Source organism: Priestia sp. YIM B13491 (genome assembly GCF_042787605.1).
GTDB classification, from domain to species: Bacteria; Bacillota; Bacilli; order Bacillales; family Bacillaceae_H; genus Priestia; species Priestia megaterium_E.
Genome location: NZ_JBHZOR010000001.1, coordinates 368,572 through 390,632 on the forward strand (window position 1 = coordinate 368,572; position 22,061 = coordinate 390,632).

22 protein-coding genes and 5 tRNA genes are annotated in these 22,061 nt (G+C 38.2%); 22 read left to right on the forward strand and 5 right to left on the reverse strand.

Annotated elements, in window-relative coordinates; translation table 11 throughout:
• Positions 1-10: 10 nt before the first annotated feature.
• Positions 11-898: a deoxyribonuclease IV gene (locus ACFX4E_RS01840; RefSeq protein WP_098599864.1), complete on the forward strand. Its 888-nt coding sequence runs from the start codon at positions 11-13 to the stop codon at positions 896-898.
• Positions 899-946: 48 nt separating this feature from the next.
• On the opposite strand, the gene ACFX4E_RS01845 is transcribed toward ACFX4E_RS01840, so the two are convergent.
• Entirely contained in the window at positions 947-1,198 is a 252-nt protein-coding gene (locus ACFX4E_RS01845) for a DUF2624 domain-containing protein (RefSeq protein ID WP_013059210.1), read from the reverse strand.
• A gap of 273 nt (positions 1,199-1,471) precedes the next feature.
• Here ACFX4E_RS01845 and ACFX4E_RS01850 point away from each other — a divergent pair, with 273 nt between their 5' ends.
• The 3 genes from ACFX4E_RS01850 to ACFX4E_RS01860 are packed head-to-tail and all read left to right on the forward strand — an operon-like array spanning position 1,472 to position 3,500.
• Positions 1,472-2,251, forward strand: a complete 780-nt coding sequence (locus tag ACFX4E_RS01850; protein WP_013059209.1) for a metal ABC transporter ATP-binding protein — start codon at positions 1,472-1,474, stop codon at positions 2,249-2,251.
• Positions 2,248-3,090: a metal ABC transporter permease gene (locus ACFX4E_RS01855; protein ID WP_013059208.1), complete on the forward strand. Its 843-nt coding sequence runs from the start codon at positions 2,248-2,250 to the stop codon at positions 3,088-3,090. Before ACFX4E_RS01850 ends, ACFX4E_RS01855 begins: the two co-directional genes overlap by 4 nt.
• Positions 3,087-3,500, forward strand: coding sequence for a Fur family transcriptional regulator (locus ACFX4E_RS01860; protein WP_013059207.1), 414 nt, complete (start codon positions 3,087-3,089; stop codon positions 3,498-3,500). Before ACFX4E_RS01855 ends, ACFX4E_RS01860 begins: the two co-directional genes overlap by 4 nt.
• A gap of 30 nt (positions 3,501-3,530) precedes the next feature.
• Here the strand turns inward: ACFX4E_RS01860 and ACFX4E_RS01865 are convergent, their stop codons facing one another.
• Positions 3,531-4,106 (reverse strand): 5' nucleotidase, NT5C type, encoded by a 576-nt coding sequence (locus ACFX4E_RS01865; protein ID WP_013085038.1) that lies wholly within the window; start codon positions 4,104-4,106, stop codon positions 3,531-3,533.
• Between the two features lie 259 nt (positions 4,107-4,365).
• Here ACFX4E_RS01865 and ACFX4E_RS01870 point away from each other — a divergent pair, with 259 nt between their 5' ends.
• Entirely contained in the window at positions 4,366-4,731 is a 366-nt protein-coding gene (locus tag ACFX4E_RS01870) for a DUF4190 domain-containing protein (protein ID WP_377238343.1), read from the forward strand.
• Positions 4,732-4,767: 36 nt separating this feature from the next.
• On the opposite strand, the gene ispG is transcribed toward ACFX4E_RS01870, so the two are convergent.
• Both ispG and ACFX4E_RS01880 read right to left on the reverse strand, forming a co-directional pair.
• Positions 4,768-5,871, reverse strand: coding sequence for a flavodoxin-dependent (E)-4-hydroxy-3-methylbut-2-enyl-diphosphate synthase (gene ispG / locus ACFX4E_RS01875; RefSeq protein ID WP_201763664.1), 1,104 nt, complete (start codon positions 5,869-5,871; stop codon positions 4,768-4,770).
• Positions 5,872-6,022: 151 nt separating this feature from the next.
• Positions 6,023-6,355: a hypothetical protein gene (locus tag ACFX4E_RS01880; RefSeq protein WP_013059203.1), complete on the reverse strand. Its 333-nt coding sequence runs from the start codon at positions 6,353-6,355 to the stop codon at positions 6,023-6,025.
• Between the two features lie 76 nt (positions 6,356-6,431).
• Between ACFX4E_RS01880 and ACFX4E_RS01885 the strand changes: the two genes are divergently transcribed.
• Positions 6,432-7,643, forward strand: a complete 1,212-nt coding sequence (locus ACFX4E_RS01885; protein ID WP_377238344.1) for an MFS transporter — start codon at positions 6,432-6,434, stop codon at positions 7,641-7,643.
• Positions 7,644-7,790: 147 nt separating this feature from the next.
• Here ACFX4E_RS01885 and ACFX4E_RS01890 read toward each other — a convergent pair whose 3' ends face one another.
• The gene (locus ACFX4E_RS01890) at positions 7,791-8,582 is read right to left on the reverse strand and encodes a DUF1189 domain-containing protein (RefSeq protein WP_028410631.1); all 792 of its coding nucleotides are present in this window, start codon (positions 8,580-8,582) and stop codon (positions 7,791-7,793) included.
• A gap of 114 nt (positions 8,583-8,696) precedes the next feature.
• On the opposite strand from ACFX4E_RS01890, the gene ACFX4E_RS01895 reads away from it, so the two are divergent.
• From ACFX4E_RS01895 to ACFX4E_RS01970, 16 genes are all read left to right on the forward strand, one after another.
• Positions 8,697-8,891, forward strand: coding sequence for a hypothetical protein (locus ACFX4E_RS01895; RefSeq protein WP_034276871.1), 195 nt, complete (start codon positions 8,697-8,699; stop codon positions 8,889-8,891).
• A 26-nt stretch (positions 8,892-8,917) separates the two neighbouring features.
• Positions 8,918-9,403 carry a DUF456 domain-containing protein gene (locus ACFX4E_RS01900; protein WP_013059199.1) on the forward strand — a complete coding sequence of 162 codons (486 nt, stop codon included), beginning with the start codon at positions 8,918-8,920 and terminating at the stop codon, positions 9,401-9,403.
• A 62-nt stretch (positions 9,404-9,465) separates the two neighbouring features.
• Positions 9,466-9,540: transfer RNA gene (locus tag ACFX4E_RS01905), tRNA-Asn, on the forward strand.
• 1 nt (position 9,541) lies between these two features.
• A tRNA-Met gene (locus tag ACFX4E_RS01910) sits at positions 9,542-9,615 on the forward strand.
• A 40-nt stretch (positions 9,616-9,655) separates the two neighbouring features.
• A tRNA-Asn gene (locus ACFX4E_RS01915) sits at positions 9,656-9,730 on the forward strand.
• A 3-nt stretch (positions 9,731-9,733) separates the two neighbouring features.
• A tRNA-Ile gene (locus ACFX4E_RS01920) sits at positions 9,734-9,810 on the forward strand.
• An 11-nt stretch (positions 9,811-9,821) separates the two neighbouring features.
• Positions 9,822-9,914: transfer RNA gene (locus ACFX4E_RS01925), tRNA-Ser, on the forward strand.
• 197 nt (positions 9,915-10,111) lie between these two features.
• The gene (gene sodA, locus ACFX4E_RS01930) at positions 10,112-10,720 is read left to right on the forward strand and encodes a superoxide dismutase SodA (RefSeq protein ID WP_013059198.1); all 609 of its coding nucleotides are present in this window, start codon (positions 10,112-10,114) and stop codon (positions 10,718-10,720) included.
• A gap of 129 nt (positions 10,721-10,849) precedes the next feature.
• Positions 10,850-12,127 (forward strand): MFS transporter, encoded by a 1,278-nt coding sequence (locus ACFX4E_RS01935; protein WP_263033727.1) that lies wholly within the window; start codon positions 10,850-10,852, stop codon positions 12,125-12,127.
• 161 nt (positions 12,128-12,288) lie between these two features.
• Positions 12,289-14,466, forward strand: coding sequence for a peptidoglycan D,D-transpeptidase FtsI family protein (locus ACFX4E_RS01940; RefSeq protein WP_028410633.1), 2,178 nt, complete (start codon positions 12,289-12,291; stop codon positions 14,464-14,466).
• Positions 14,467-14,609: 143 nt separating this feature from the next.
• Positions 14,610-14,738 carry a hypothetical protein gene (locus ACFX4E_RS01945; protein WP_255256606.1) on the forward strand — a complete coding sequence of 43 codons (129 nt, stop codon included), beginning with the start codon at positions 14,610-14,612 and terminating at the stop codon, positions 14,736-14,738.
• Positions 14,739-15,085: 347 nt separating this feature from the next.
• A complete protein-coding gene (gene pstB / locus ACFX4E_RS01950; protein WP_371264484.1) occupies positions 15,086-15,883 on the forward strand; it encodes a phosphate ABC transporter ATP-binding protein PstB in 798 nt (265 codons plus the stop codon).
• Between the two features lie 22 nt (positions 15,884-15,905).
• Complete coding sequence (gene phoU, locus ACFX4E_RS01955) at positions 15,906-16,565, forward strand: phosphate signaling complex protein PhoU (RefSeq protein ID WP_013059193.1); 660 nt, start codon at positions 15,906-15,908, stop codon at positions 16,563-16,565.
• 193 nt (positions 16,566-16,758) lie between these two features.
• A complete protein-coding gene (locus tag ACFX4E_RS01960; RefSeq protein WP_028410635.1) occupies positions 16,759-17,253 on the forward strand; it encodes a DUF4912 domain-containing protein in 495 nt (164 codons plus the stop codon).
• A complete protein-coding gene (locus tag ACFX4E_RS01965; protein ID WP_098965664.1) occupies positions 17,246-19,564 on the forward strand; it encodes a glycosyltransferase in 2,319 nt (772 codons plus the stop codon). Before ACFX4E_RS01960 ends, ACFX4E_RS01965 begins: the two co-directional genes overlap by 8 nt.
• Positions 19,561-21,840: a sugar phosphate nucleotidyltransferase gene (locus ACFX4E_RS01970; RefSeq protein ID WP_377237924.1), complete on the forward strand. Its 2,280-nt coding sequence runs from the start codon at positions 19,561-19,563 to the stop codon at positions 21,838-21,840. The genes ACFX4E_RS01965 and ACFX4E_RS01970 overlap by 4 nt, the downstream gene beginning before the upstream one ends.
• The last annotated feature ends 221 nt before the right edge of the window (positions 21,841-22,061 follow it).

Genomic DNA, 22,061 nt, shown 5'->3' on the forward strand with positions numbered 1-22,061 from the left:
GTAAAAAGTAATGTTGAAAATTGGTTCTCACGTATCAATGAGCGGCAAAAAGATGCTTTTAGGAGCAAGTGAAGAGGCAGCTTCTTACGGAGCAAATACGTTTATGATCTATACAGGCGCTCCACAAAATACTCGTCGCAAAAAGATTGAAGAGCTTAATATTGAAGCTGGTCTTTTGCATATGAAAGAGCATGGAATGACAGATATTGTTGTACATGCTCCCTATATCATTAATCTAGGAAATACAACAAAGCCCGAAACATTTGAGCTTGGAGTAGATTTCTTAACGTCTGAAATTCAGCGCACCCATGCTCTTGGTGCAAAGCAAATTGTTCTTCACCCAGGAGCTCATGTGGGCGCTGGAGCAGATGCCGGTATTCAGCAAATTATCAAAGGTCTAAACGAAGTGTTGACAGCTGATCAAGAAGTTCAAATTGCGCTTGAGACAATGGCTGGAAAAGGAACAGAGTGTGGAAGAAGTTTTGAAGAAATTGCCCAAATTATTGATGGCGTGACGCACAATGAAAAGCTCTCTGTTTGTTTTGATACATGTCACGTACATGATGCTGGTTATGATATCGTTCAAGACTTTGACGGTGTATTAAATGAATTTGACAAAACCGTAGGCATACAGCGAATTAAAGTGCTTCACATCAATGATAGTAAAAATGTATGCGGTGCTCGAAAAGACCGCCATGAAAATATTGGATTTGGTGAAATCGGATTTGGTGCACTGAATTATATTGTTCATCACCCAGCGTTTACAGAAGTTCCTAAAATTCTAGAAACTCCTTATGTAGGAGAAGATAAGAAAAATAAAAAAGCGCCATATCAGTTGGAAATTGATATGATTCGTGCACAAAGCTTTGATTCAGAGCTAAAACAAAAGCTTATGTAATTTCATATGTAAAAGAAGAGGTCATGTCTATAGACATGACCTCTTCTTTTACATCAACTGCTGAAATAATTCGTTCACTCGTCTGGCAGTTTCACGATCTGTTACTTGAGCAATTTGTTTGATTAAATTTCGGCGCTCTTCAAGGTTATAAATATTTACGGGCTGCTGTCTAATGACAGATACAAGTGTGTGTGCCTGCTGATCTGTAATGGGGATGTTGTATTGTTTGCTATACTTTAAAAGCTCTTTCGGGGTAATGTTGTTTACTTTCTTATTGACAATCTGCTGTACAATTTTCATATGATTACCTCCTCGTCATATACAGTTTATGAATAAAAAAGAAAGATGTGACTATATTGTGTAATAAAACAACATTTCGAGTCGGATGAACTTACGGAGATAAGAAAGGAAAGGAGTGAAACGGCTTAGTTTACAAATAAAAGACAATCCTGTATACTACATTAATGACTAAATCGTAATGATTCTGAGAAAGTAAATGGGTAACGGAGTATACGATAGAAACCGTGCCCTCTTTTGTATGGAGAAATATAAAAAAAGAATGGTGAGGCGCATATGAATACACCTGATATCATTGAAATTGATCATTTATCATTTCAATATGATGGAGTGAATGTATTAGAAGATATAAGTTTTTCAATTCCAAAAGGAGCTTTTTTGGGTCTCGTTGGTCCAAATGGCTCTGGGAAATCAACGCTAATCAAATGTTTGCTTGGTTTGCAAAAACCATCTCAAGGTGCAATTCGTTTATTTGGAAAAGATCAGAGAAGGTTTAAAGAACGAAGTAAAATTGGATATGTATCGCAAAAAGCGAATAGTTTCAACAGCGGCTTTCCTGCTACCGTTTTTGAAGTGGTTTCCACGGGTCTTACTTCAAAATTAGGTTTGTTTCGCTTTATGAATGCTTCTCATAAACAAAAAGTGAAAGAAGCGGTAGAAGCAGTGGGGATGAGCGAATTTTTAAATCGAAACATAGGAGAACTATCCGGTGGCCAGCAGCAGCGAATTTTTATTGCGCGCGCGCTTGTAAGTGAACCCGAGCTGTTAATTTTAGATGAGCCAACAGTCGGAGTGGATGCACAAAATGTGTACACTTTTTATGAGCTTCTCGAAAAGTTAAATAAAGAAAAAGGAATTACGCTTGTGCTTGTTACTCACGATATTGGCACTGTCTCAGAAAAAGTAACCCACGTTGCTTGTTTAAATAAATTTCTACACTTTCATGGGAATGCTAAAGAATTCGAACAGCTTTGTGAACATGACGTATCTATGTTTTATGGTCATAATGTTCATGTGTTAACCCATGATCATCATCATGGAGGGCAGCACGTATGATAAGCAGTTTATTTCAATTTGAGTTTTTACGAAATGCATTTTTAACCGGTATGATTATTGGCGTCTTAGCTCCTTTATTGGGCACGTTCATCGTAGTAAGACGTCTTTCTTTAATTGCAGACGCGTTAAGTCACGTGACGCTAGCAGGGATTTCTGCGAGCTTGCTTCTTAGTCAGAAAATAGGGTTTATGCAAGGAGTGAACCCCGTCTATTTAGGGATGGTATCTTCCGTTACAGGCGCTCTTTTTATTGAAAAACTTCGAAGCGTCTACAAGCATTACCAAGAGCTGGCCATTCCGATTATTTTATCGGGCGGAATTGGGATTAGTGCAATTTGTATCTCGCTAGCGGACGGTTTTAATAATGATTTAATGAACTATTTGTTTGGAAGCGTAAGTGCGGTGAGTCGTTCGGATCTTTGGACAGTTGTTGTCATAGCCGTATTTGTTATAGCTATTGTCTTTTTCTTATATAAAGAATTGTTTATTTTATCTTTTGACGAGGAGCACGCTTCTGCTTCTGGGATTAAATCGAAGTGGATGCACTTTTTATTTATTGTGATGGTTGCTCTTGTCATTGCTGTATCGATGCGTATCGTCGGTATCTTATTAGTGTCATCTCTTATGACTCTTCCTGTAGCAGCAAGCATTCGCTTAGCTAGAGGCTTTAAACAAACGATTCTGCTTTCGGTGATTTTTGGCGAAATATCTGTTTTAGGCGGATTATTTTCAGCGTACTACTTGGATTTAGCACCAGGCGGTACAATTGTTGTCATTGCTGTTGTTATTTTAATCATATCTATTATGATTAATAAAGGACGGAAGGGGAAACAAAAATGAATTTAACTGAAGCCATTCATTTATTAAAAGATCAAGGATATAAACATACAGGAAAGCGTGAAGAAATGCTTGCCCTGTTTTCAAAATCAAATAAGTACTTAACGGCAAAAGATGTATTAGAGTACATGAAGCCTGATTATCCTGGTCTGAGTTTTGATACAATTTACCGTAATTTATCATTGTTTGTGGAGTTAGGCGTACTTGAAATGACGGAGCTTTCGAGCGAAAAGCACTTTCGATTTAAATGTGCGACCGCCCATCATCATCACCACTTCATTTGTTTAGATTGTGGAAAAACAAAAGAAATTGAAGCTTGTCCGATGGAGTATGTAGACGAGGATTTGCGTGGGTACAATATTACAGGCCATAAATTTGAAATTTACGGTCAATGTATAGAATGTAATCAATAAAAAAGAGAGGGCGTTATGCACCTCTCTTTTTTATTTTTGCTGTTCTTTTAACCAGCTGGCTACCCACTGATCTGCTTCTAGCCAATTGTATACGCGAACCACTCCTTTTGGAACAGGTAAGCGATTATAAGGAGTATCAAATAAGATAACAGGGATATTGCATTCTTCACTGATTTCACAAGCATTATCATGTTTGTCTTCAAAAAAGATATCAACATCATATCGTTTTGCTGTCTCAACTTTAAAATGAGAACCCACTAACTCAATGTGATGAAACGATAGTTCATTTTTTTGAAACCATTCTTCCGTGACGTCCAATAGCTTATCGTGCCTTGCACTAATAAAGAATAATTCGTGCTTTTGATGCCATTTTTGCAAAACCGCTTTTGCATCGTCTGCAAGTGGAGAGGTTTCGTAAATAGAGCGTTCATTTGCTTTAAACCATTTCCCGAGTTCAGCAGGTGATACATTTACAAAAGGGCTGAAATCATATTCTGTAATGTCTTCAAGTGTTAAATTTAAGTTAAAGGCTTTATTTAAATGAGGAACAAAAGTTTCAGGAGAAGTAACAGTTCCATCAATGTCAATTCCAAACTTTTTCGTCAACTACGTGCACTCCTTTAATACGTTTATTCTACTTAGGTGCTTGATTATTCTTGTCTAGTGTAACATAAAGCCTAAAGAGAAACAGTAATACTTTTTATACGCCTTTAGCAAAACGTAATGATCACTGCACGGCCTGGTGATTGCGTCTGTACCTATTTCTTATAAGGGAGCGAGCGGCTGTATAAGATTAACACTTATAATTTTTCCACGCATTCAGATACTATAAATGCTCCTTATTTACGAAAGCGAGGGATTAAGCATGGAGAATGAAGAACAAAGGCGTAGAAAAGATGTATATGAAGCTGATTTCATGGAAGAAACTGCAGCTGAAGTGGGCGTTCCTTACCGAGTAGGAGAGCCTCATGCAGAGCGTGAAGTTATAGATATTGATCGCAATCGCAATCATGAAGTCGCTAGACGAGGAGAAGGAACGGGATACGGTCGTTTCGCACTCGTGCTTTCGATTCTTTCACTATTCTTTTTACCAATTATTCTTGGTGCCGCTGGGATTATTCTAGGGTTTATCGCACGCAGAAAAGGAGCACTTACGCTAGGAGCATGGGCAATAGGGATCGGAGTTGTATCGATTATTGTCGGTACGTTTATATTACCGTTCTTTTCATAAAAAAAGCGAGGCGCATATGCGCCTCGCTTTTTTTAGTTATGATTTAGCTGCAGCTTTTTCAGCTTCTTGCTTTGCGTGATATTCAGCAGCAATTTTATCAATTTCTTTTTTTAGTTCCTCAACCATTGTTTCTTCAGGAACTTTGCGTACGATTTCGCCTTTGCGGAATAGTAGACCTTCACCGCGTGCTCCTGCAATCCCGATATCAGCTTCACGAGCTTCACCAGGACCGTTTACAGCGCAGCCAAGTACCGCTACTTTAATCGGTGCTTTTACAGTTGAAATATACTCTTCAACTTCATTAGCAATGCTAATTAAATCAATTTCAATACGTCCGCAAGTTGGGCAAGAAATAAGAGTTGCAGCATTGGAAGCTAAACCGAATGATTTTAGCAATTCGCGCGCAACCTTTACTTCTTCTACAGGATCCGCACTTAAAGAAATACGTAATGTATTTCCGATTCCTTTAGATAAAATAGCGCCAAGACCTGCTGCACTTTTTACAGTTCCTGCAAATAATGTACCCGATTCTGTAATTCCTAAGTGAAGAGGGTAGTCAAATGCTTGAGCAGCTTTTTCATAAGCTTCAATTGCCAAGTTAACATCCGATGCTTTCATTGAAACGATGATGTCATGGAAATCAAGGTCTTCTAAAATTTTAATGTGATGAAGTGCACTTTCTACCATGCCATCTGCTGTCGGATAGCCGTATTTATCTAAAATACGTTTTTCAAGTGAACCAGCGTTAACTCCAATACGAATTGGAATATTTTTAGCTTTTGCAGCATTTACAACAGCTTCCACTTTTTCACGGCGACCGATATTACCAGGGTTGATACGGATTTTATCCGCTCCGCCTTCAATAGCTTTTAATGCTAAGCGATAGTCAAAATGAATATCCACAACTAATGGAATGTTAATGCGTTTTTTAATTTCAGGGATTGCATCTGCTGCGCGCTCGTCTGGACAAGCAACACGAACAACTTGGCATCCTGCTTCTTCTAAACGTTTAATTTCTGCAACCGTTGCTTCAACATCATGTGTCTTAGTGGTTGTCATACTTTGAATAACTAACTCGTTGCTGCCTCCGATTGTTAAATCTCCAACTTTAACCGGGCGTGTTTTTGTACGATGTATAATTTCACTCACGTGATAATCTCTCCTTCAAAATGAAATCAAGAATTTGAATTCATTAATAGAATAACTCTTTATGAACAAAATAACTAGTAGAAAGTACTACCTTAGCTATTTTAACAATGACTATCCCATCTTGACAAGAAGAATGCTGTCATTACTTGTAAATAGGGAACTTATACGTTTTTCCAATTTGAATATCCTCAGGCGCTGTACCGTTATTTAACTTTTTGAAGTCTGTAATCATTTGGTTCATAGAAACCGGTATCGATTTTTTTGTAAGCTCCTCAATGACGGATAAAACTGTATCGCCTGGCTTAATTTTTATTTTTGTATAGGTGGAAGAAGAGCTGGCGGCTTTTGTTTCTGCAGGCTGCGCTTTGCTGACTTGAACTGCTTCAGTAGCAGTGGGAATGGTCCCGTATTTAATGTCGTAGTGACAAATATATCCGATAAAAGCGAAAGCGGCTAATGCACATAGCTTTTTCATTATGCTCCTCCTTCATTCTTTTGCTTATGTGTAAAGCCTATGCTTGTCTTACTTAAATATGATTGGAGAACGAAAATTGAAAGAAAAATTAATGATTGTTTCATTAGGCTTATTGCCTTTAATCATGGTGCTGGGAAATTCCATGCTCATTCCTCTGCTGCCAAGCATTCAAAAGTCACTTCACTTAAGCGGAGTTCAAACCAGTTTGATACTGAGTGCATTTTCGATTCCAGCCGCATTGTGTATTCCTGCTGTAGGAATTTTATCAGACCGGTATGGGCGTAAAAAGTTAATCATATATTCACTCGTCATGATGATAATAGGCAGTGTCATCGCTGCTGGTAGTGCTTCATTCTCTTTTGGAAGCTTTGCTGTGTTGATGGCAGGCAGAGTCATTCAAGGGATTGGAGCTGCAGGTACTACAACGTTGGCAATGGCATTAACTGGAGATGTATTTACAGGGGAAAAAAGAGCAAAAGTCCTCGGGATTTTAGAAGTGTATAATGGAGTTGGAAAAGTGGTTGCGCCGATAATTGGAGCATCGGCAGCACTCGTCGTATGGTATGCCGCATTTTTTGTCTATCCTTTAGCTGCAGGTGCTGCTTTAGTAGGTATAGTGATGTATGTGAGAGAAGGGAAAACAGGCTCGGATTTAGTATCTGTTCAAGAATATTTAAAGAGAGCCATTGGGATTGTCTATGATAAAAGAAAATCGCTTTTTCCTTTATTCTTTGTGGGGGGATTGGGGTTATTTTTATTATTTGGCATTTTATATTACTTATCTTTTCTAATAGAGGAAACGTATCATATAGACGGTTTTTTTAAAGGAACCGCTTTTTTATTTCCTCTTGGTGCGATGACGCTCGTTTCTTATTGGACGGGTCAACGCATCAAAACAGATGTAGAGCTCATGAAAAAATTAATGATAGTAGGGATAACTCTTTTATTCCTGATGTTTGGAGTATTAACGATTATTTATACGCTTCCTGTGCTGATGTTTTGTTTGACAGTCGCCTTTGGCGGCTTAGGATTTGTTCTTCCGTGTATTAATATGATGATTACTTCAGCGGCTTCAGACGAAGAAAGAGGGTTTATTGTATCCATTTATGGAACGGTGAGATTTTTAGGAGTAGCGTTGGGACCTGTTGTTTTTGAAGTGTGGATGCATACTGAAAGGCTGATGTTTGTTTATAGCTTTATTCTGCTCACAGCAGGAGGTTTGTGGGTTTTGTATCAGTTGAAAATTCTTCCTTGTGCAATGGGAAGAAGAAAAGTTGTACCGAAATAAAGAGGCTGAGACTTAACTACATCACTCCAATCACCAGCTAGAAGCAGCCGCATACATGAAATCTGCGTTCACCATATCAATAAAAAAATCCAAAAGAGGTGGATTCTCTATCAAGAATCTAGATTCCTCGTTTGGATTTTCCTTCAACTAAGATACGTTTGTCCCAGCATCTTTATTAGGTTTTACTTTTTTTCTTATAGGAACCCTTGTGACGAGCAACAAGTAAATGAAGAATGTTCCTATCCAGTAAAGAGAGCTATGTAGTGCTAGAGACAAAGAAAAAGCTTCAAAAAGCGTATACAGCAGCGTGAAGGCTACTGTACTATAAGCGCTCAGTGCCCATAGCTGCTTGAAAGGAAGCTGCTTTTTAGTAATGAGTCCAATCAGTTTTCCAAGATAAGCAAGGCAGGTAATAGAAAGGAAGTTTAGTCCAGATGTTAATACGTACAGTAAAAGCATAGCGATAGGGACAAGTATGTATAAAGAAAATTTTTGTTCGTGCAGCAAGTTTAGCAGTTCATTTTTATCTTTATGATGCCAGTTTAGCAACTCATATGAATACGTTTGTGTTTGTGAATTAGTCGTAATGTAAATTCCATCCTTTAAAAAACCAATGGCATGAGCAGGGGAATGAAACCGTTCAATAGACTGTGAGGGGTTTAAGATAAAAGCGGTACCATTTACTTTTTTTGTGAAAGGTTGACTTGACGTAAGCTGTGAGTTTGAAATAGAAAAAGAAGAGACAGATTTTGGAAGATCTGTAGTAGCGATATGATAGCCATTTACAATCGTCAAAGTCATAAAGAAAAATGTAGGCAGCAAAGAAATAAATGTTAAAAACAGCACAAAGCCAATTGTTTTATTCGTATGCTCAAAGCGAAGCGACCTTATTTTTTTGAAGGAAGTAAAACTCCATGCCATCTTTTTCAGCATGCTCATTGTAAAGCCTCCTCTTATTGAAGATTCTGGTTATATCTTATTTTATAGCGAAAATTTAAGGTTTACAATAGATTTTAGAAACCGTTACTAATTACAATGATGCGGTGGAGCGTTTTGTCACAAGCACATCTTATGCGTATATGTACAGGTTTCCCTGTCATTGTTTTTGGGGGATATTACGGGCAGCTTGAGGACCGTGCTGTTAATATTGCAGAGGTACACTCAAAAATCGTATTCGAAAGTAAAATAAAGGAAGGACTCGTCGTGCAAGGTCTTTCTTTATGGGAGTGGTTATTGTATGATAAATAGTAATAATAAAAAGGATAGGTGCGGGCATGGCTATTTTATGTTGGGCATTAATTATCATTAGCTTTGTTGTATCGTTTGTTGGGTTGGTTTATCCCATCATCCCAAGCGTGCTATTTGTAGCTCTGGGATTTGTTATATACGGTTTATTTTATGATTTTAGCTCCTATAGCTGGTTATTTTGGGTGATACAAGGATTGTTAGTTGTCGCACTTTTTTTAGCAGACTATATAGCTAATATTATTGGTGTGAAAAAATTCGGAGGCACTAAAGCAGGTGTTTGGGGAAGTACAGTTGGGCTGCTTGTGGGTCCGTTTGTCATTCCGGGATTTGGAATTATTTTAGGGCCGTTTATCGGAGCGATTGTAGGAGAACTGATTGTTCATCGGACCACAATTAGCAACGCAGTAAAAATTGGAGTAGGTTCGGTTATTGGCTTTTTTAGTGGCGCTATTTCAAAAGGATTTATTCAACTGCTGATGATTGCCTATTTTTTATACGCTGTTTTAAAATAATATATTGACTTTAGGCTAGAAACATGTTAAATTTTTAATGTCGCTAGTAAATGTTATATTGTTCCACAGTAGCTCAGTGGTAGAGCTATCGGCTGTTAACCGATCGGTCGTAGGTTCGAGTCCTACCTGTGGAGCCATGGCGGTGTAGCTCAGCTGGCTAGAGCGTACGGTTCATACCCGTGAGGTCGGGGGTTCGATCCCCTCCGCCGCTATTTTCCAATTTGCGTTTGTGACATACATAATTCATATTGTTCCACAGTAGCTCAGTGGTAGAGCTATCGGCTGTTAACCGATCGGTCGTAGGTTCGAGTCCTACCTGTGGAGCCATGTGGACCCTTAGCTCAGCTGGTTAGAGCAGACGGCTCATAACCGTCCGGTCGCAGGTTCGAGTCCTGCAGGGTCCACCATTTATAGGGTTGGAGGAATACCCAAGTCCGGCTGAAGGGATCGGTCTTGAAAACCGACAGGGGTGTTAAAGCCCGCGGGGGTTCGAATCCCTCTTCCTCCGCCATACTATTGTCTATTCAAAGCTTCTTTTGAGAAAAAGAAGCTTTTTTTATGTTTAAAAGAATAGCGAATGGGAATTAGGTAAATATAAATCATGGATTAGGAACTTTTTATTTGAAACAGTAGGGTAAATTTGCTAATCTAAACGTATATGGTGCTTTTGCGCCAAAATGCTTACATATTTTGAAGGAGGAATTATTCATGGCTTACAAATTACCAGAACTACCTTATGCATACGATGCACTGGAACCACATATCGACAAAGAAACAATGAATATTCACCACACAAAACATCACAACACATATGTTACAAATCTAAACGCTGCTGTTGAAGGCAAAGCGGATTTAGAAAGCAAAAGTATTGAAGAGTTAATTTCAAACTTAGATGCTGTTCCTGAAGATATCCGTACAGCAGTACGCAATAACGGTGGCGGTCATGCGAACCACTCATTATTTTGGACAATCCTTTGCCCTAACGGCGGCGGTGCTCCAACTGGTGAATTAGCAGACGCTATCGCTAGCAAATTCGGCAGCTTTGATCAATTCAAAGAAGAATTTGCAAATGCAGCTAAAACTCGCTTCGGTTCTGGCTGGGCTTGGTTAGTTGTAAACAACGGCGAATTAGAAGTAACAAGCACACCAAACCAAGATAGCCCATTAATGGAAGGCAAAACGCCAATTCTTGGTCTAGACGTTTGGGAGCACGCTTACTACCTAAATTACCAAAACCGCCGTCCAGATTACATTTCAGCATTCTTTAATGTTGTAAAATGGGACGAAGTTGCTAAACGTTACGACGCTGCAAAATAAGCTGAAGACGTATTTAAGAGCCAGTAAAGTAATTATTACCTTTACTGGCTTTTTTGTTTTCCAATTCTTTTACATATCTCCTTTTCTTTTTCACACACTAGGTGTAGAAGAGAAAAGGAGTTTTTTGATATGCCTTTATTAAAAAAAGTAGTTGGAGATGTAGAAGTTAGTAAAGATTTACTTTTGCTTTTAATTATAGGCGGTCTTTATGCCTTGGCTATTTCAATTTCCAATTCGTTTGTTAACATTTATCTGTGGAAACAATCAGGCGAATTTTCGGATCTCGCTATTTATAATTTAGCGGTAGTGGTGCTTCAGCCGCTTACGTTTATTTTAGCAGGTAAATGGGCCAAACGAATTGACCGGGTTGTGGTTTTAAGATTAGGTGTATCTTTTTTAGCTGTTTTTTATATCGCTGTATTAATCAGTGGAGCTAACGCAGCCCAGTATTTAGTATTGCTTGGTGGACTGCTGGGTATAGGATACGGCTTTTATTGGCTAGCTTTTAATGTGCTAACTTTTGAAATTACAGAACCTGATACAAGAGACTTTTTTAACGGATTTTTAGGGATCTTAAACTCTTTTGCAGGGATGATTGGTCCTTTAGGAGCGGGCTTTGTTATTTCCGCTTTGTATGAATCACTTGGGTATAAAATTGTGTTTGGTGTATCGCTGCTATTGTTTATCGGTGCCGTTGTGCTTAGTTTTTTTATTACAAGACGCGCAGCGGAAGGAGTATACAAATTTAAAGAAGTATGGGCTGAACGAAAAGTCAATAAAGACTGGAATCGAATATTGCAGGCTCATTTCTTTCAAGGGTTGCGTGAAGGTACGTTCATTTTTGTTGTATCCGTCATGGTATTTATTACGACGGGAAGTGAACTAGCTTTAGGAACATATGGACTGGTGAATTCAGCAGTTGCGTTTGTAGGATACTATGTTGCCTCAAGGTTTATTAAGCAAAAAAATCGCCTTCGATTTATCTTCACAGGGGGCCTCCTTCTCTATGGAGCAGTCTTTTTGCTTATCTTTAACTTATCGTATCCAAAGTTAATTATATATGCTGTTTGTATTGCCATTGCTTATCCTATTTTGTTGGTTCCATTCATTTCTCTAACGTACGATGTGATTGGGCGAGCAAAAGACGTTGTTTCAAAAAGAATTGAATACATTGTTGTCAGAGAAGTATTTCTGAATATTGGACGCGTCGCTTCCATATCTTTATTTTTAATAGCTGTACTATTTTTTGATGAAGCAAAAAGTATTCCCATTTTATTAGCTATTGTTGGAGCAGGGCATACGATCATTTATTTTTGTGTGAGACATATCTCACAGCCTCTGCACAAAAAAGAAACGACTGTTACTCCTCCGGTATTAAATGAAGGAGACGGAGAGTCTCCAGCTTAGAGTATTGTGAGCTCCTTCATTTGTACTATGGAAAATGCTTCGCTTTTCTTTTAGAATAAATACGTTGTGTAAATAGGCACCTGCCAGGTGTCTATTTATTTGCTAAATAGCTGATTTTATGGTGTTATGGTATATATGTTTTATAAAGTGTAGGTGTTGGTATGAAAAAGAAAAAAAGAAGAAAAAGTCACGTGCCTTTTCGTGTGAACTTACTTTTCTTGACCGTATTTGCCCTATTTTCCGTATTAATTTTGCGGTTGGGACTTGTTCAAATTGTATACGGTGAGAATTACGAACGAGAAGTCGAAAAAACACAGGACGTTACGGTCAGTACGCCTGTTCCTCGAGGGAAAATGTACGATCGTTATAACCGCGTAATTGTAGATAATACCTCTTTAAATACAATTACATATACTCGTTTTCAAGGAAATACAGCTGAAGAAAGGCTGCGCATCGCTAAAAAGTTAGCCACTATGATCGATGTTCCTTACACCACAAATGTGATTGATATTCCGGAAAATAAAAAGAATAAAGATGCTAAAAATGTGGTAAAAATTACAGAACGCGATATGAAGGATTATTGGATTATGCTTCACCCTAAAGAAGCGGAACAGAAAATTACGCAAGCTGATCGCAAAAAAGTTCAAGATGGTGAAATGACTGATGACGAACTGTATCAACGTCAGTTAGACCGCATCTCTAAAAAAGATTTAGAAAGTCTAAAGAGTGATTTAGAAGTTCTCGCTATTAAGCGCCAAATGGAGGCAGGTTACTCTAACACCCCGCAAATTGTTAAGAGCGGTGTGACAAATGAAGAGTATGCCGTTGTAAGTGAGCACTTAGATGAACTTCCAGGTGTTGATACAACAACGTATTGGGATCGCTCATACCCAGAAAACAGTACTCTTCGCACTTTGCTTGGAAATGTATCATCTGCCAACGAAGGACTGCCTAAAGATAAAGTACAGTATTACTTGTCAAGAGGCTATAGCCGAAATGACCAAGTTGGGACGAGCTATTTAGAGAAGCAATACGAAGCTCAGCTCAGCGGTCAAAAAGAAAAAGTCCAATATGTAACAGATAAAAAAGGAAATCTCCTTGATACAATTCAAGTGTCTAAAGGTGAACGCGGCAGTGATTTGGTTTTAACTATTGATATGGAGCTTCAAAAAGCGGTAGAAAAACAAATTACCGACCAGCTTTTAGCCAAAAAGCAAATGAAAGGAACGCAATTTTTAGACCGTGCTTTTGTTATTATGATGGATCCTCACACAGGAGAAATTTTAACAATGGCAGGTAAAAAATACACCATTGATAAGAAGACTGGAGCGCCTAAAATAGAAGATTTTGCATTAGGAAATATTTCAACATCTTATACAATGGGCTCTGTTGTAAAAGGAGCAACGGTTTTAGCCGGCTTAGATTCAGGAGCTATTAAGCCAAACACAGTGTTCGTTGATGAACCGTTAAAAATTAAAGGAACACCGGTTAAAAAATCAGCTGAGGCTGAAGGGCTAGGACCCTTAACGTATTCATCTGCGTTAAAATATTCATCCAACGTATTTATGTTTAAAACGGTAATGGCTATGGCTGGGTTACAGTATCATAAAAACATGACTTTACCGATTAAACCTGATACATTCAGCGAACTGCGTTCTTACTACAGTCAGTTCGGCTTAGGCGTATCAACAGGCATAGACCTTGATAACGAATCAACAGGTGTCCAAGGCGGAAGCGATGTTCCAGGTACGGCGCTTGATTTAGGAATTGGTCAGTATGATACGTACACGCCGCTGCAGCTTGTTCAATATACTTCTGCAATAGCTAATGGAGGGTATCGCATTAAGCCGCAGCTAGTAAAAGAAATCCGAAAACCAACGATTAAAACCGATGAAATTGGCGGTACGCAGCATTCATTTGAACCTGATGTGTTAAATCGTATCACGATGAAAGAAGAATACATTAAAGATGTTCAAAGTGGCTTTAAGCGCGTTACTCAAGAACAAGGCGGTACAGGGTATGCAGCTTTCCATACAGCGAACTATAATCCTGCTGGTAAATCAGGAACGGCACAAGCCTATGAGAAAAACCCAAGCGGAGGGGATCCGATTAAAGTTAATAATTCAAACTTTGTGGCCTTTGCTCCGGCGAATGATCCTGAAATTGCAGTAGCTGTAGTGGTACCATCGGCATTTGTGCCAAGTGCACCAAATACCATTACAAAAGAGCTTGCTCGTTCTGCGCTCGATACGTATTTTGATTTAAAGAAAAAAGGTGAACAAGAAGTAAAAGACCAAGAAGAGAATCAACAGGCTGTCATTGCAAATGACGCCAATTAAAGAGGCTGGAATAAAAGCATATTAGTTAAAGTAAGATCCGAACGAAGTTGATTAAGAATCAGCTTCGTTCGGATTTTTTTATTGGTAGAGTGAACGTAGATTTCGTGTAGGTAGGCCCTTTTAGCGATTGATTGGAGGGCAAGGTGAAGACTTCTGCAGGGAAAGCGAAGCGACGAGGAGGCTCACCGGCTGTCCGTGAAACGAAAATCAACAGCGGTATCGGAAGTAATTCATACTGGCTTATTAATCCAATCCACCCACCTTTAGATTGAATTAATTTAGTTATGTCTCTACCTCTTCTTTTTTTGTTAAAAATCTTTACATATATGGTTTTTTATTGAATTTAAGGGTCGTAAGAACTAGTTTTTTACCTAAAAAACACGCAGATAGACCTTCGTTTACAAAAGCTTTACATTGAGTTAAAACACAATTAATAGTCGGCTATTATTCTGTAAGTGTAAGGGTTAATAGAAATGATCAAAATAAGGGGAAGCGTTTCGGCTTCTCGTATTTATTTACACTGATAGTAAACAATAGATATTAAATAGACATAGAGAGACTTTTATTGTGCTCAAAACGGTTAAAGACGATGAAGGAGGATTATCCAATGGCAATAACAATGGAATTGACTAACAAAGAAAAAGTAGATACTCCGCAAACAAAAGAAATTGTATATAAAACAAAAGGTTTGAATTTATGGTATGGCAACACACATGCCTTAAAAAATATTGATTTAGACATTCATGCTAACGAAGTTACCGCGATCATCGGTCCATCAGGCTGCGGAAAATCAACATATATTAAAACGTTAAATCGTATGGTAGAAATGACTCCAATTGTCCGTACATCAGGTGAAATTGAGTATAGAGGGAAAAATATTTTTGATAAATCGTACCACGTGGAAGAGCTGCGCACGCAAGTAGGAATGGTTTTCCAAAAGCCAAATCCGTTCCCAAAATCTATTTATGATAATATTGCCTACGGCCCAAGAATTCATGGCGTTCGCAATAAGAAAAAACTAGATGAAATTGTTGAAAAAAGTTTACGAGGAGCAGCTATTTGGGACGAAGTTAAAGATCGTTTGAATCAAAATGCGAATGGGTTGTCAGGTGGACAACAGCAGCGTATCTGTATTGCGCGCTGCTTGGCTATTGAACCCGACGTTATTTTAATGGATGAGCCTACTTCTGCACTCGATCCAATTTCAACATTAAAAGTAGAAGAGTTAGTACAAGAATTAAAGAAAGACTTCAGCATTATTATTGTTACACATAATATGCAGCAAGCGGCACGTATTTCAGATAAAACAGCATTTTTCTTAAATGGAGAAGTGGTAGAGTACGCAGAAACAGATAAAATCTTCTCAATGCCATCTGATAAACGCACAGAAGATTATATTACAGGTCGTTTCGGTTAAGACATACAAGGAGATGGGATGAGTGGTTGTACGCGAAAAGTTTCATGGTGATTTAAAGATATTACGTGAAAAATTATTAGAAATAGGGCGTTTAACGCATGAGGCGCTATCAAAATCAATTGAAGCGTTGCAAACAAGCAATGTTGAGCTGGCGCTAGAAATTATCGACGGCGATTCATACGTAGATGACTTAGAAGAAGAAATTAATGACCTAGCTATCTTACTGATTGCAAAGCAGCAGCCCGTGGCTATCGATTTAAGACGTATCATTGTGGCAATTAAAATTGCTTCGGATGTTGAGCGTATGGCAGATTTTGCGGTTAACGTAGCAAAATCAGCTATACGAATTGGAAACGAAGAATTAATTAAGCCGTTAGAACATGTAAAGAAAATGCACGATATTTCGATTGAAATGTTGAGCCTTTCGTTAAAAGCTTATCACGAGGAAGATCTTGTGCTGGCTAAAAAAGTAGCGGAAATGGACGATCAAGTGGATGAGCTTTACGGAATAACAATCAAAGAACTTTTAAGTCTTGCTAAAGAAAAGCAGGAGGCTATGAACCAAATTACGCAGCTTTTATTTGTAGCCCGCTATTTAGAGCGTATGGCTGATCATACCACTAACGTAGCAGAAAGCGTATTTTACCTTGTAAAAGGCAAACGCTACGACTTAAACGAATAGTAGAAAAACCTCTTCTAATAAGCGAAGAGGTTTTTTTGTTAGTAAATTATAATTACTACGTTAACCTGAATTTTTAACACAAATCGACAAATTGCGTTTATTGTGGCAACTTTTTCTGAATGGTAAGATGTTAATAAGTTTATACGGCATTTATATGTAGAAAAAACATTCTAAGAAACGAAGTGATAAAACAGTGGCTGCTAATCTTATTCAAAACTTAAATGTGTGTATAGCTACTCAGCTTGACTCATCTCGTATTTATGTTCATTGGTCGTTTTCTGAGCATATTCGAGAGATGGTAGAAAGTATGTTTTCGACACGATGGGAAGAATTGAATCTAGCTATGTGTACGTATGATATAACAGGTCTTCATTTTAACGGGCATGAATCAAACCGCTATTATATGAAAGGCCTTACTCCTAAGCAAGACTTCATGTTTATGAACAGCTTGGAAAGTGAGCGCACGTATGTAATAGATATTGGCATTCAAGATAAAGAAGGAAGTTTTTTTTCCCTTCTTCGTTCGAATCCGGTTTATTTGATGAAAGAACAACATGAACAAGTGAATGTAACTTCGTTGAGCTGGATGTACGAACCTGTAAAAGTTCACCAGGGTGTTCAAAATGAATTTAGCACATATTCCTTATATTCAAATGACTTGGAGCAGGTGAAAAAGCAATATGAATAGTGATGACTGTATTCTTTTAACTTATATGCATTATCCCTTGCTACATGTATTTCAAGCAGAGAGCGAGTATCCGCTGTTTGAACAAGTAACGAACGAGTTCATCCCTTTTTTAGATCAAATTGAGTCTAAGAAATTGATAGGTGCAACAGCTGTGATGTCTTGTGTATTTTTGAACGCATTAAACGACGAGGCGTTTAACACTCGTTACGCGCGGTATTTACACCAGTTTTCAAGCCGGCAGCATCAGAGAGCACTCACTTTTTTAAAAAAGTGGAAAGGGAGCTTGTTCTCAGCCTGCAAATATTTCTTTCAACATGACATGATGGAATGTATTCCTACTACCGTAACGAACGCGTTCGTTTCCATCCTTAAAACCGAACAAACATTAAATCTCCAAATTACAGAAGCAATACGTGTTTTTCAACAGTTTTTTGAAAAAAAGCCCGTCGGTTTTTTTATACAGCAAGGAGAATATACTCATCAAGTAGATATGCTCCTAAAATCTCATGAAATACGCTATACCTTTGTGAAGTCATCAACAGATGAACTAAAAAAGTCGCCTGCTGGCATTATCTTGTTTCCATATCCTAAGCAAGGAAAACAAATTGAGGAAGGAACCATGAATAAAGCGAGCGCTGTTTTGGATTTGAAAGCTAAGGACACGCTTGGCTTTCAGCGAATGCAAGCAGCAAGGGGTACATTTCAATATCCTTTAGACTACGCGAGGGATATACAGTTTCACCAAAACGAAACTCTTGCACTCTACGGTGCAACAAAAAGCGCCGAATTTGTCAGTCAGAACAATCAATTGTTTATTTCAACTGTACAGAAGTCAGAGGCAATGCTAGATGTTATCGATTCTAAACATCCTAGCGTGGTGAATGCTATCTACCGACAGTGGCTTCTTTTAAGCAGCAGCGATTGGCTTTATAACTTTGAAAAAGTCAGAGATGAATACGAAAGGCAAGTAAAACTATTTGATTTTCTTTGTCACGAAAAGAATCCAAGGATGGATAGCGAAAACAGTTTTCTTTCAGGCAGTTCTTTTTTATACCCTACAAAAGAGATAGAGCCGGCAGCTTTATCAGTAAATCAATATAAAGGCGGTCTCTCCATTTTAATGCTTGCATGGGAATTCCCTCCTCTAGTTATCGGAGGACTTGCACGACATGTATTTGATTTATCCAGAGCGTTAGCAAAGGCGGGCCATCACGTTAGTGTATTAACAACATATGTAGAGGGGCTGCCGGAATATGAGCGGTTATACGGTGTTCATGTTTACCGAGTTAAAAGCCTGCAGCCTCATCATCCGGATTTTTTGACATGGGTAAACAGTTTGAACGTGGCTATGGCTCTTAGAGGACTGCAATTAGGCTACAAGCTGTCTTTTGACGTTATTCATGCTCATGACTGGCTTGTTGCCTCCGCTGCAAAATGTTTAGCGGATAAAACGGATAGACCGCTAATTACGACCATTCATGCGACAGAACATGGGCGCAATAATGGTATTCATAATGACATGCAGCAGAAAATTCACTTGCAAGAAGAGGAGCTGATTCGACAATCAAGCTCAATTATTGTCTGCAGTGACTATATGAAGAAAGAATTAATCACTTTATTTCACGTAGAACAAGATAAAATTGCTATATTTCCAAATGGAATTGACAAGCAGCTGGTAGTCGACGCAGTAAATGAGCGGTTAAAAGAAAGTTTACAAAAGAAATATAATTTTAGAAAGGCCCCTATTATTTTTTCAATTGGACGAATTGTATATGAAAAAGGATTTCAGCTATTTATTGAAGCAGCGGAACTATTTAAGAAAAAACAAATAGATGTTCAATTCGTTGTGGCGGGAAAAGGACCTTTACTTCATGAGTTTCGAACACAGGTAAGTGAAAAGCAATTGGACAAATACGTGTATTTTATTGGATACATTACCGATAACGAACGAAATCAGCTTCTTCAAGCTTGCAAAATGGTTGTTTTTCCAAGTCTATATGAACCTTTTGGAATTGTGGCTTTAGAGGGGATGGTAGCCAAGAAGCCAACTATCGTTGCCGATACAGGAGGTCTAAGCGATATTGTTTCACATTTCGACACGGGCCTGACGTTTGCCCGAGGAGATACGCTCGAATTAATTAACTGTATTGAATTTTTGTTAAAAAATGAAAAAACGGCTGCGAAAATCAGCGAAAATGGGTATAGAAAAGCAACAACTATGTTTAGCTGGGAAAAAATCGCTATTGATACAAGTAAGCTGTTTCAACATCACATTTGCCAGGATAAAAAAAGGAGGGAGGCAAAAAATTGAAAGCCATTATACTTGCTGGCGGTAAAGGAACAAGACTGCAGCCCTTGACCTATACGATTCCAAAGCCTATGCTGCCGCTTTACGATAAACCTGTGATGGAATATAGCATTGAGCTGCTTAAGAAACATGGAATTACAGAGATTGGGATTACGCTGCAGTATAGGCATGAACAAATTATTGAATACTTTGGGGATGGCTCTCAGTGGGGAGTGACGCTTACTTATTTTATCGAAAAAGAGCCTCTTGGAACGGCGGGCGGAATTAAGCGAGCAGAGGCCTTTATTGAGGAAGACTGTATTATTATTAGTGGAGATGCCTTAACAGAAATTAATCTTCAAGACGTTATTCATTTTCATTATGAACAAAAAAGCGAAATGACTATTGTTACAAAAGAAGTAAACGACGTGCGGGGTTATGGAGTGGTGACGATAGATGAAGGGCATCGAGTCACCGAGTTTGTAGAGAAACCGACCTACGAACAGGCCAATAGCCGATTGATTAATACGGGAGTGTATGTGATCAAAAAATCCGTTTTTGATTACGTGAATTCTTATGGTCCTACAGATTTTAGCTTTGACATTATCCCGCTTCTTTTGGAATATAATCATACTGTGTGCAGTTTTGTAACGGAAGATTATTGGATTGATATTGGGCAAATCCACCATTATCGTCAAGCACACTATGATTTGTGGAGCAAGTGGTTTGGCAATAGACAGGAAAGTATTGTCTCAGATGACGCGCTCATAGAAGAAGGGGTGACTGTTTACGATCCGGTTTACGTAGGAGAAAATGTGGTGATTAAAAAAGGTGCTTCAATTGGTCCTTACACGATTATTGGAACCAATAGCATCATAGAAGCACATGCTGCAATCGATAAAACGATTTTGCTTCAAAACGTAACGGTGGGGGCAGAATCGTTTTTATACAACGCTACGATAGGTCCCTATGTAAATGTTCAAGCAATGACTACGTATGTCCAAGATACAGTAGCTGAAAATCAAGTGCTACCCCAACTTTCTGTAAAGCCAGATGTTTCTATCTTCAAAAACGGTCGCTTGTATGTACATTCATCTGTTGATCGAGAAAGACTATACAATGCGTTATTACTTGTATGCAAACATCAAGGGTCGTTCTGTCTAGCAAGCAATGATGAAGGAGAAGCCACTCAGCTTCGCAAAGAATGCTTTTCTTTTTTACGAAGTAATCATTCAGCTGTGTATGATATTAAAAAAGAAGCTCTTCCGGTATTTCGATATTACATGATGACTTCACAAGCGAGCATTGGTATTTATATTGGTGTGGATAGCAAAAACAGCAGCCTGTTTTTAGAAATATATGATGATAAAGGGCAATTAGTTAATCAGCTTATTGAAAAAAAGATTGAGCGGATGTACCTTCAAGCTAAAAAAGCAAGCGTAACGACTTCTGTTTCATTTAAAGAAACAAGCATAGGAAATATCAGGAGAGAATATTGTGATGCTTTAGTAAAATCAATTAATCAGCATGCTTTATTAGAAGACAATATGCGGATTGGCGTGATCTGTTCGCCGTTTATACAGGAAGTTGTCGAATTATTATGTAAGCGTCTTCGTGTCCACGTTTTATTTTTAAACAAATGGGAGAAAACAGAAGAACCCAAACGAATAATTAAACGAAATAAGCTGTCTTTTTGTATTCAGATTAAAGAAGATGGAGAAACATTTGCTCTATATGATGAAAAAGGCTGCAGCGTAAATGACTCAGAAATTATGTCGCTTTATATTTATAGCGTATACATGACAAAAAAAGTAGCATTCGTTCCTATTCCTATACACTATTCATCCACACTAGAAACATTTGCTCAATCTCTCAATCAATCATTTATGAGGACAAAAGCAAAAAAACGTGATTTGCTTAGTCTTTTAGGGCCTGTTCAATTTCAGTTGGATGCCATGTACGCTTTATGCCAGCTGATCGAATTAATTATGGTGCAACAGCGGAAAATTTCTGAAATGATTCAATATGTCCCGCACGCTTATATGAACTGGCGGTATATTTCATGTCCGCTAGAAATTCAAGAACAAGTGATGAAGAAACTATTAGAAGAAGCAATCGGTAAACAAGTGTATGTCATTGATGGCTTGAAAATTTATCATGATCCTCATGAATGGACGCTTATTTTGCCCGATGGTCACTTGCCTGTATTAAATATTTATTCCGAGGCGTTAAACACTCAGACTGCCAAGAAGCTGTCGGCATATTTTGTAGAAAAAATACAAGAGTATCAAAGAGTGTAAATAATGGATTTTATTTAAAAGAAAGGAAGTGCGCCTCTCGTAAAAAGAGTTCCGTTTATTTCAAGAAACTTCATATATAAGGTGCAGCAGAGAAGGAACTCAGGGCTCTAAGAGGAAAGAAAAAGTGAAGAAATGAAATTAAATGACTTTCTTCAAAAAAACAGACTGGCATTTCCTTTCGAAAAATGATATTATATTAAAGTCTGATTTATGTTTATAAT

Coding starts and splice junctions, on each gene's coding strand:
- ACFX4E_RS01860 (WP_013059207.1), top strand. CDS start 3,087: ATGAATTTAACTGAAGCCATTCATTTATTAAAAGATCAAGGATATAAA.
- pstB (WP_371264484.1), top strand. CDS start 15,086: ATGGAATTGACTAACAAAGAAAAAGTAGATACTCCGCAAACAAAAGAA.
- ACFX4E_RS01965 (WP_098965664.1), top strand. CDS start 17,246: ATGAATAGTGATGACTGTATTCTTTTAACTTATATGCATTATCCCTTG.
- ACFX4E_RS01870 (WP_377238343.1), top strand. CDS start 4,366: ATGGAGAATGAAGAACAAAGGCGTAGAAAAGATGTATATGAAGCTGAT.
- ACFX4E_RS01855 (WP_013059208.1), top strand. CDS start 2,248: ATGATAAGCAGTTTATTTCAATTTGAGTTTTTACGAAATGCATTTTTA.
- ACFX4E_RS01880 (WP_013059203.1), bottom strand. CDS start 6,355: ATGAAAAAGCTATGTGCATTAGCCGCTTTCGCTTTTATCGGATATATT.
- ACFX4E_RS01940 (WP_028410633.1), top strand. CDS start 12,289: ATGAAAAAGAAAAAAAGAAGAAAAAGTCACGTGCCTTTTCGTGTGAAC.
- ACFX4E_RS01850 (WP_013059209.1), top strand. CDS start 1,472: ATGAATACACCTGATATCATTGAAATTGATCATTTATCATTTCAATAT.
- ACFX4E_RS01840 (WP_098599864.1), top strand. CDS start 11: ATGTTGAAAATTGGTTCTCACGTATCAATGAGCGGCAAAAAGATGCTT.
- ACFX4E_RS01890 (WP_028410631.1), bottom strand. CDS start 8,582: ATGAGCATGCTGAAAAAGATGGCATGGAGTTTTACTTCCTTCAAAAAA.
- ACFX4E_RS01935 (WP_263033727.1), top strand. CDS start 10,850: ATGCCTTTATTAAAAAAAGTAGTTGGAGATGTAGAAGTTAGTAAAGAT.
- ACFX4E_RS01900 (WP_013059199.1), top strand. CDS start 8,918: ATGGCTATTTTATGTTGGGCATTAATTATCATTAGCTTTGTTGTATCG.
- ACFX4E_RS01845 (WP_013059210.1), bottom strand. CDS start 1,198: ATGAAAATTGTACAGCAGATTGTCAATAAGAAAGTAAACAACATTACC.
- sodA (WP_013059198.1), top strand. CDS start 10,112: ATGGCTTACAAATTACCAGAACTACCTTATGCATACGATGCACTGGAA.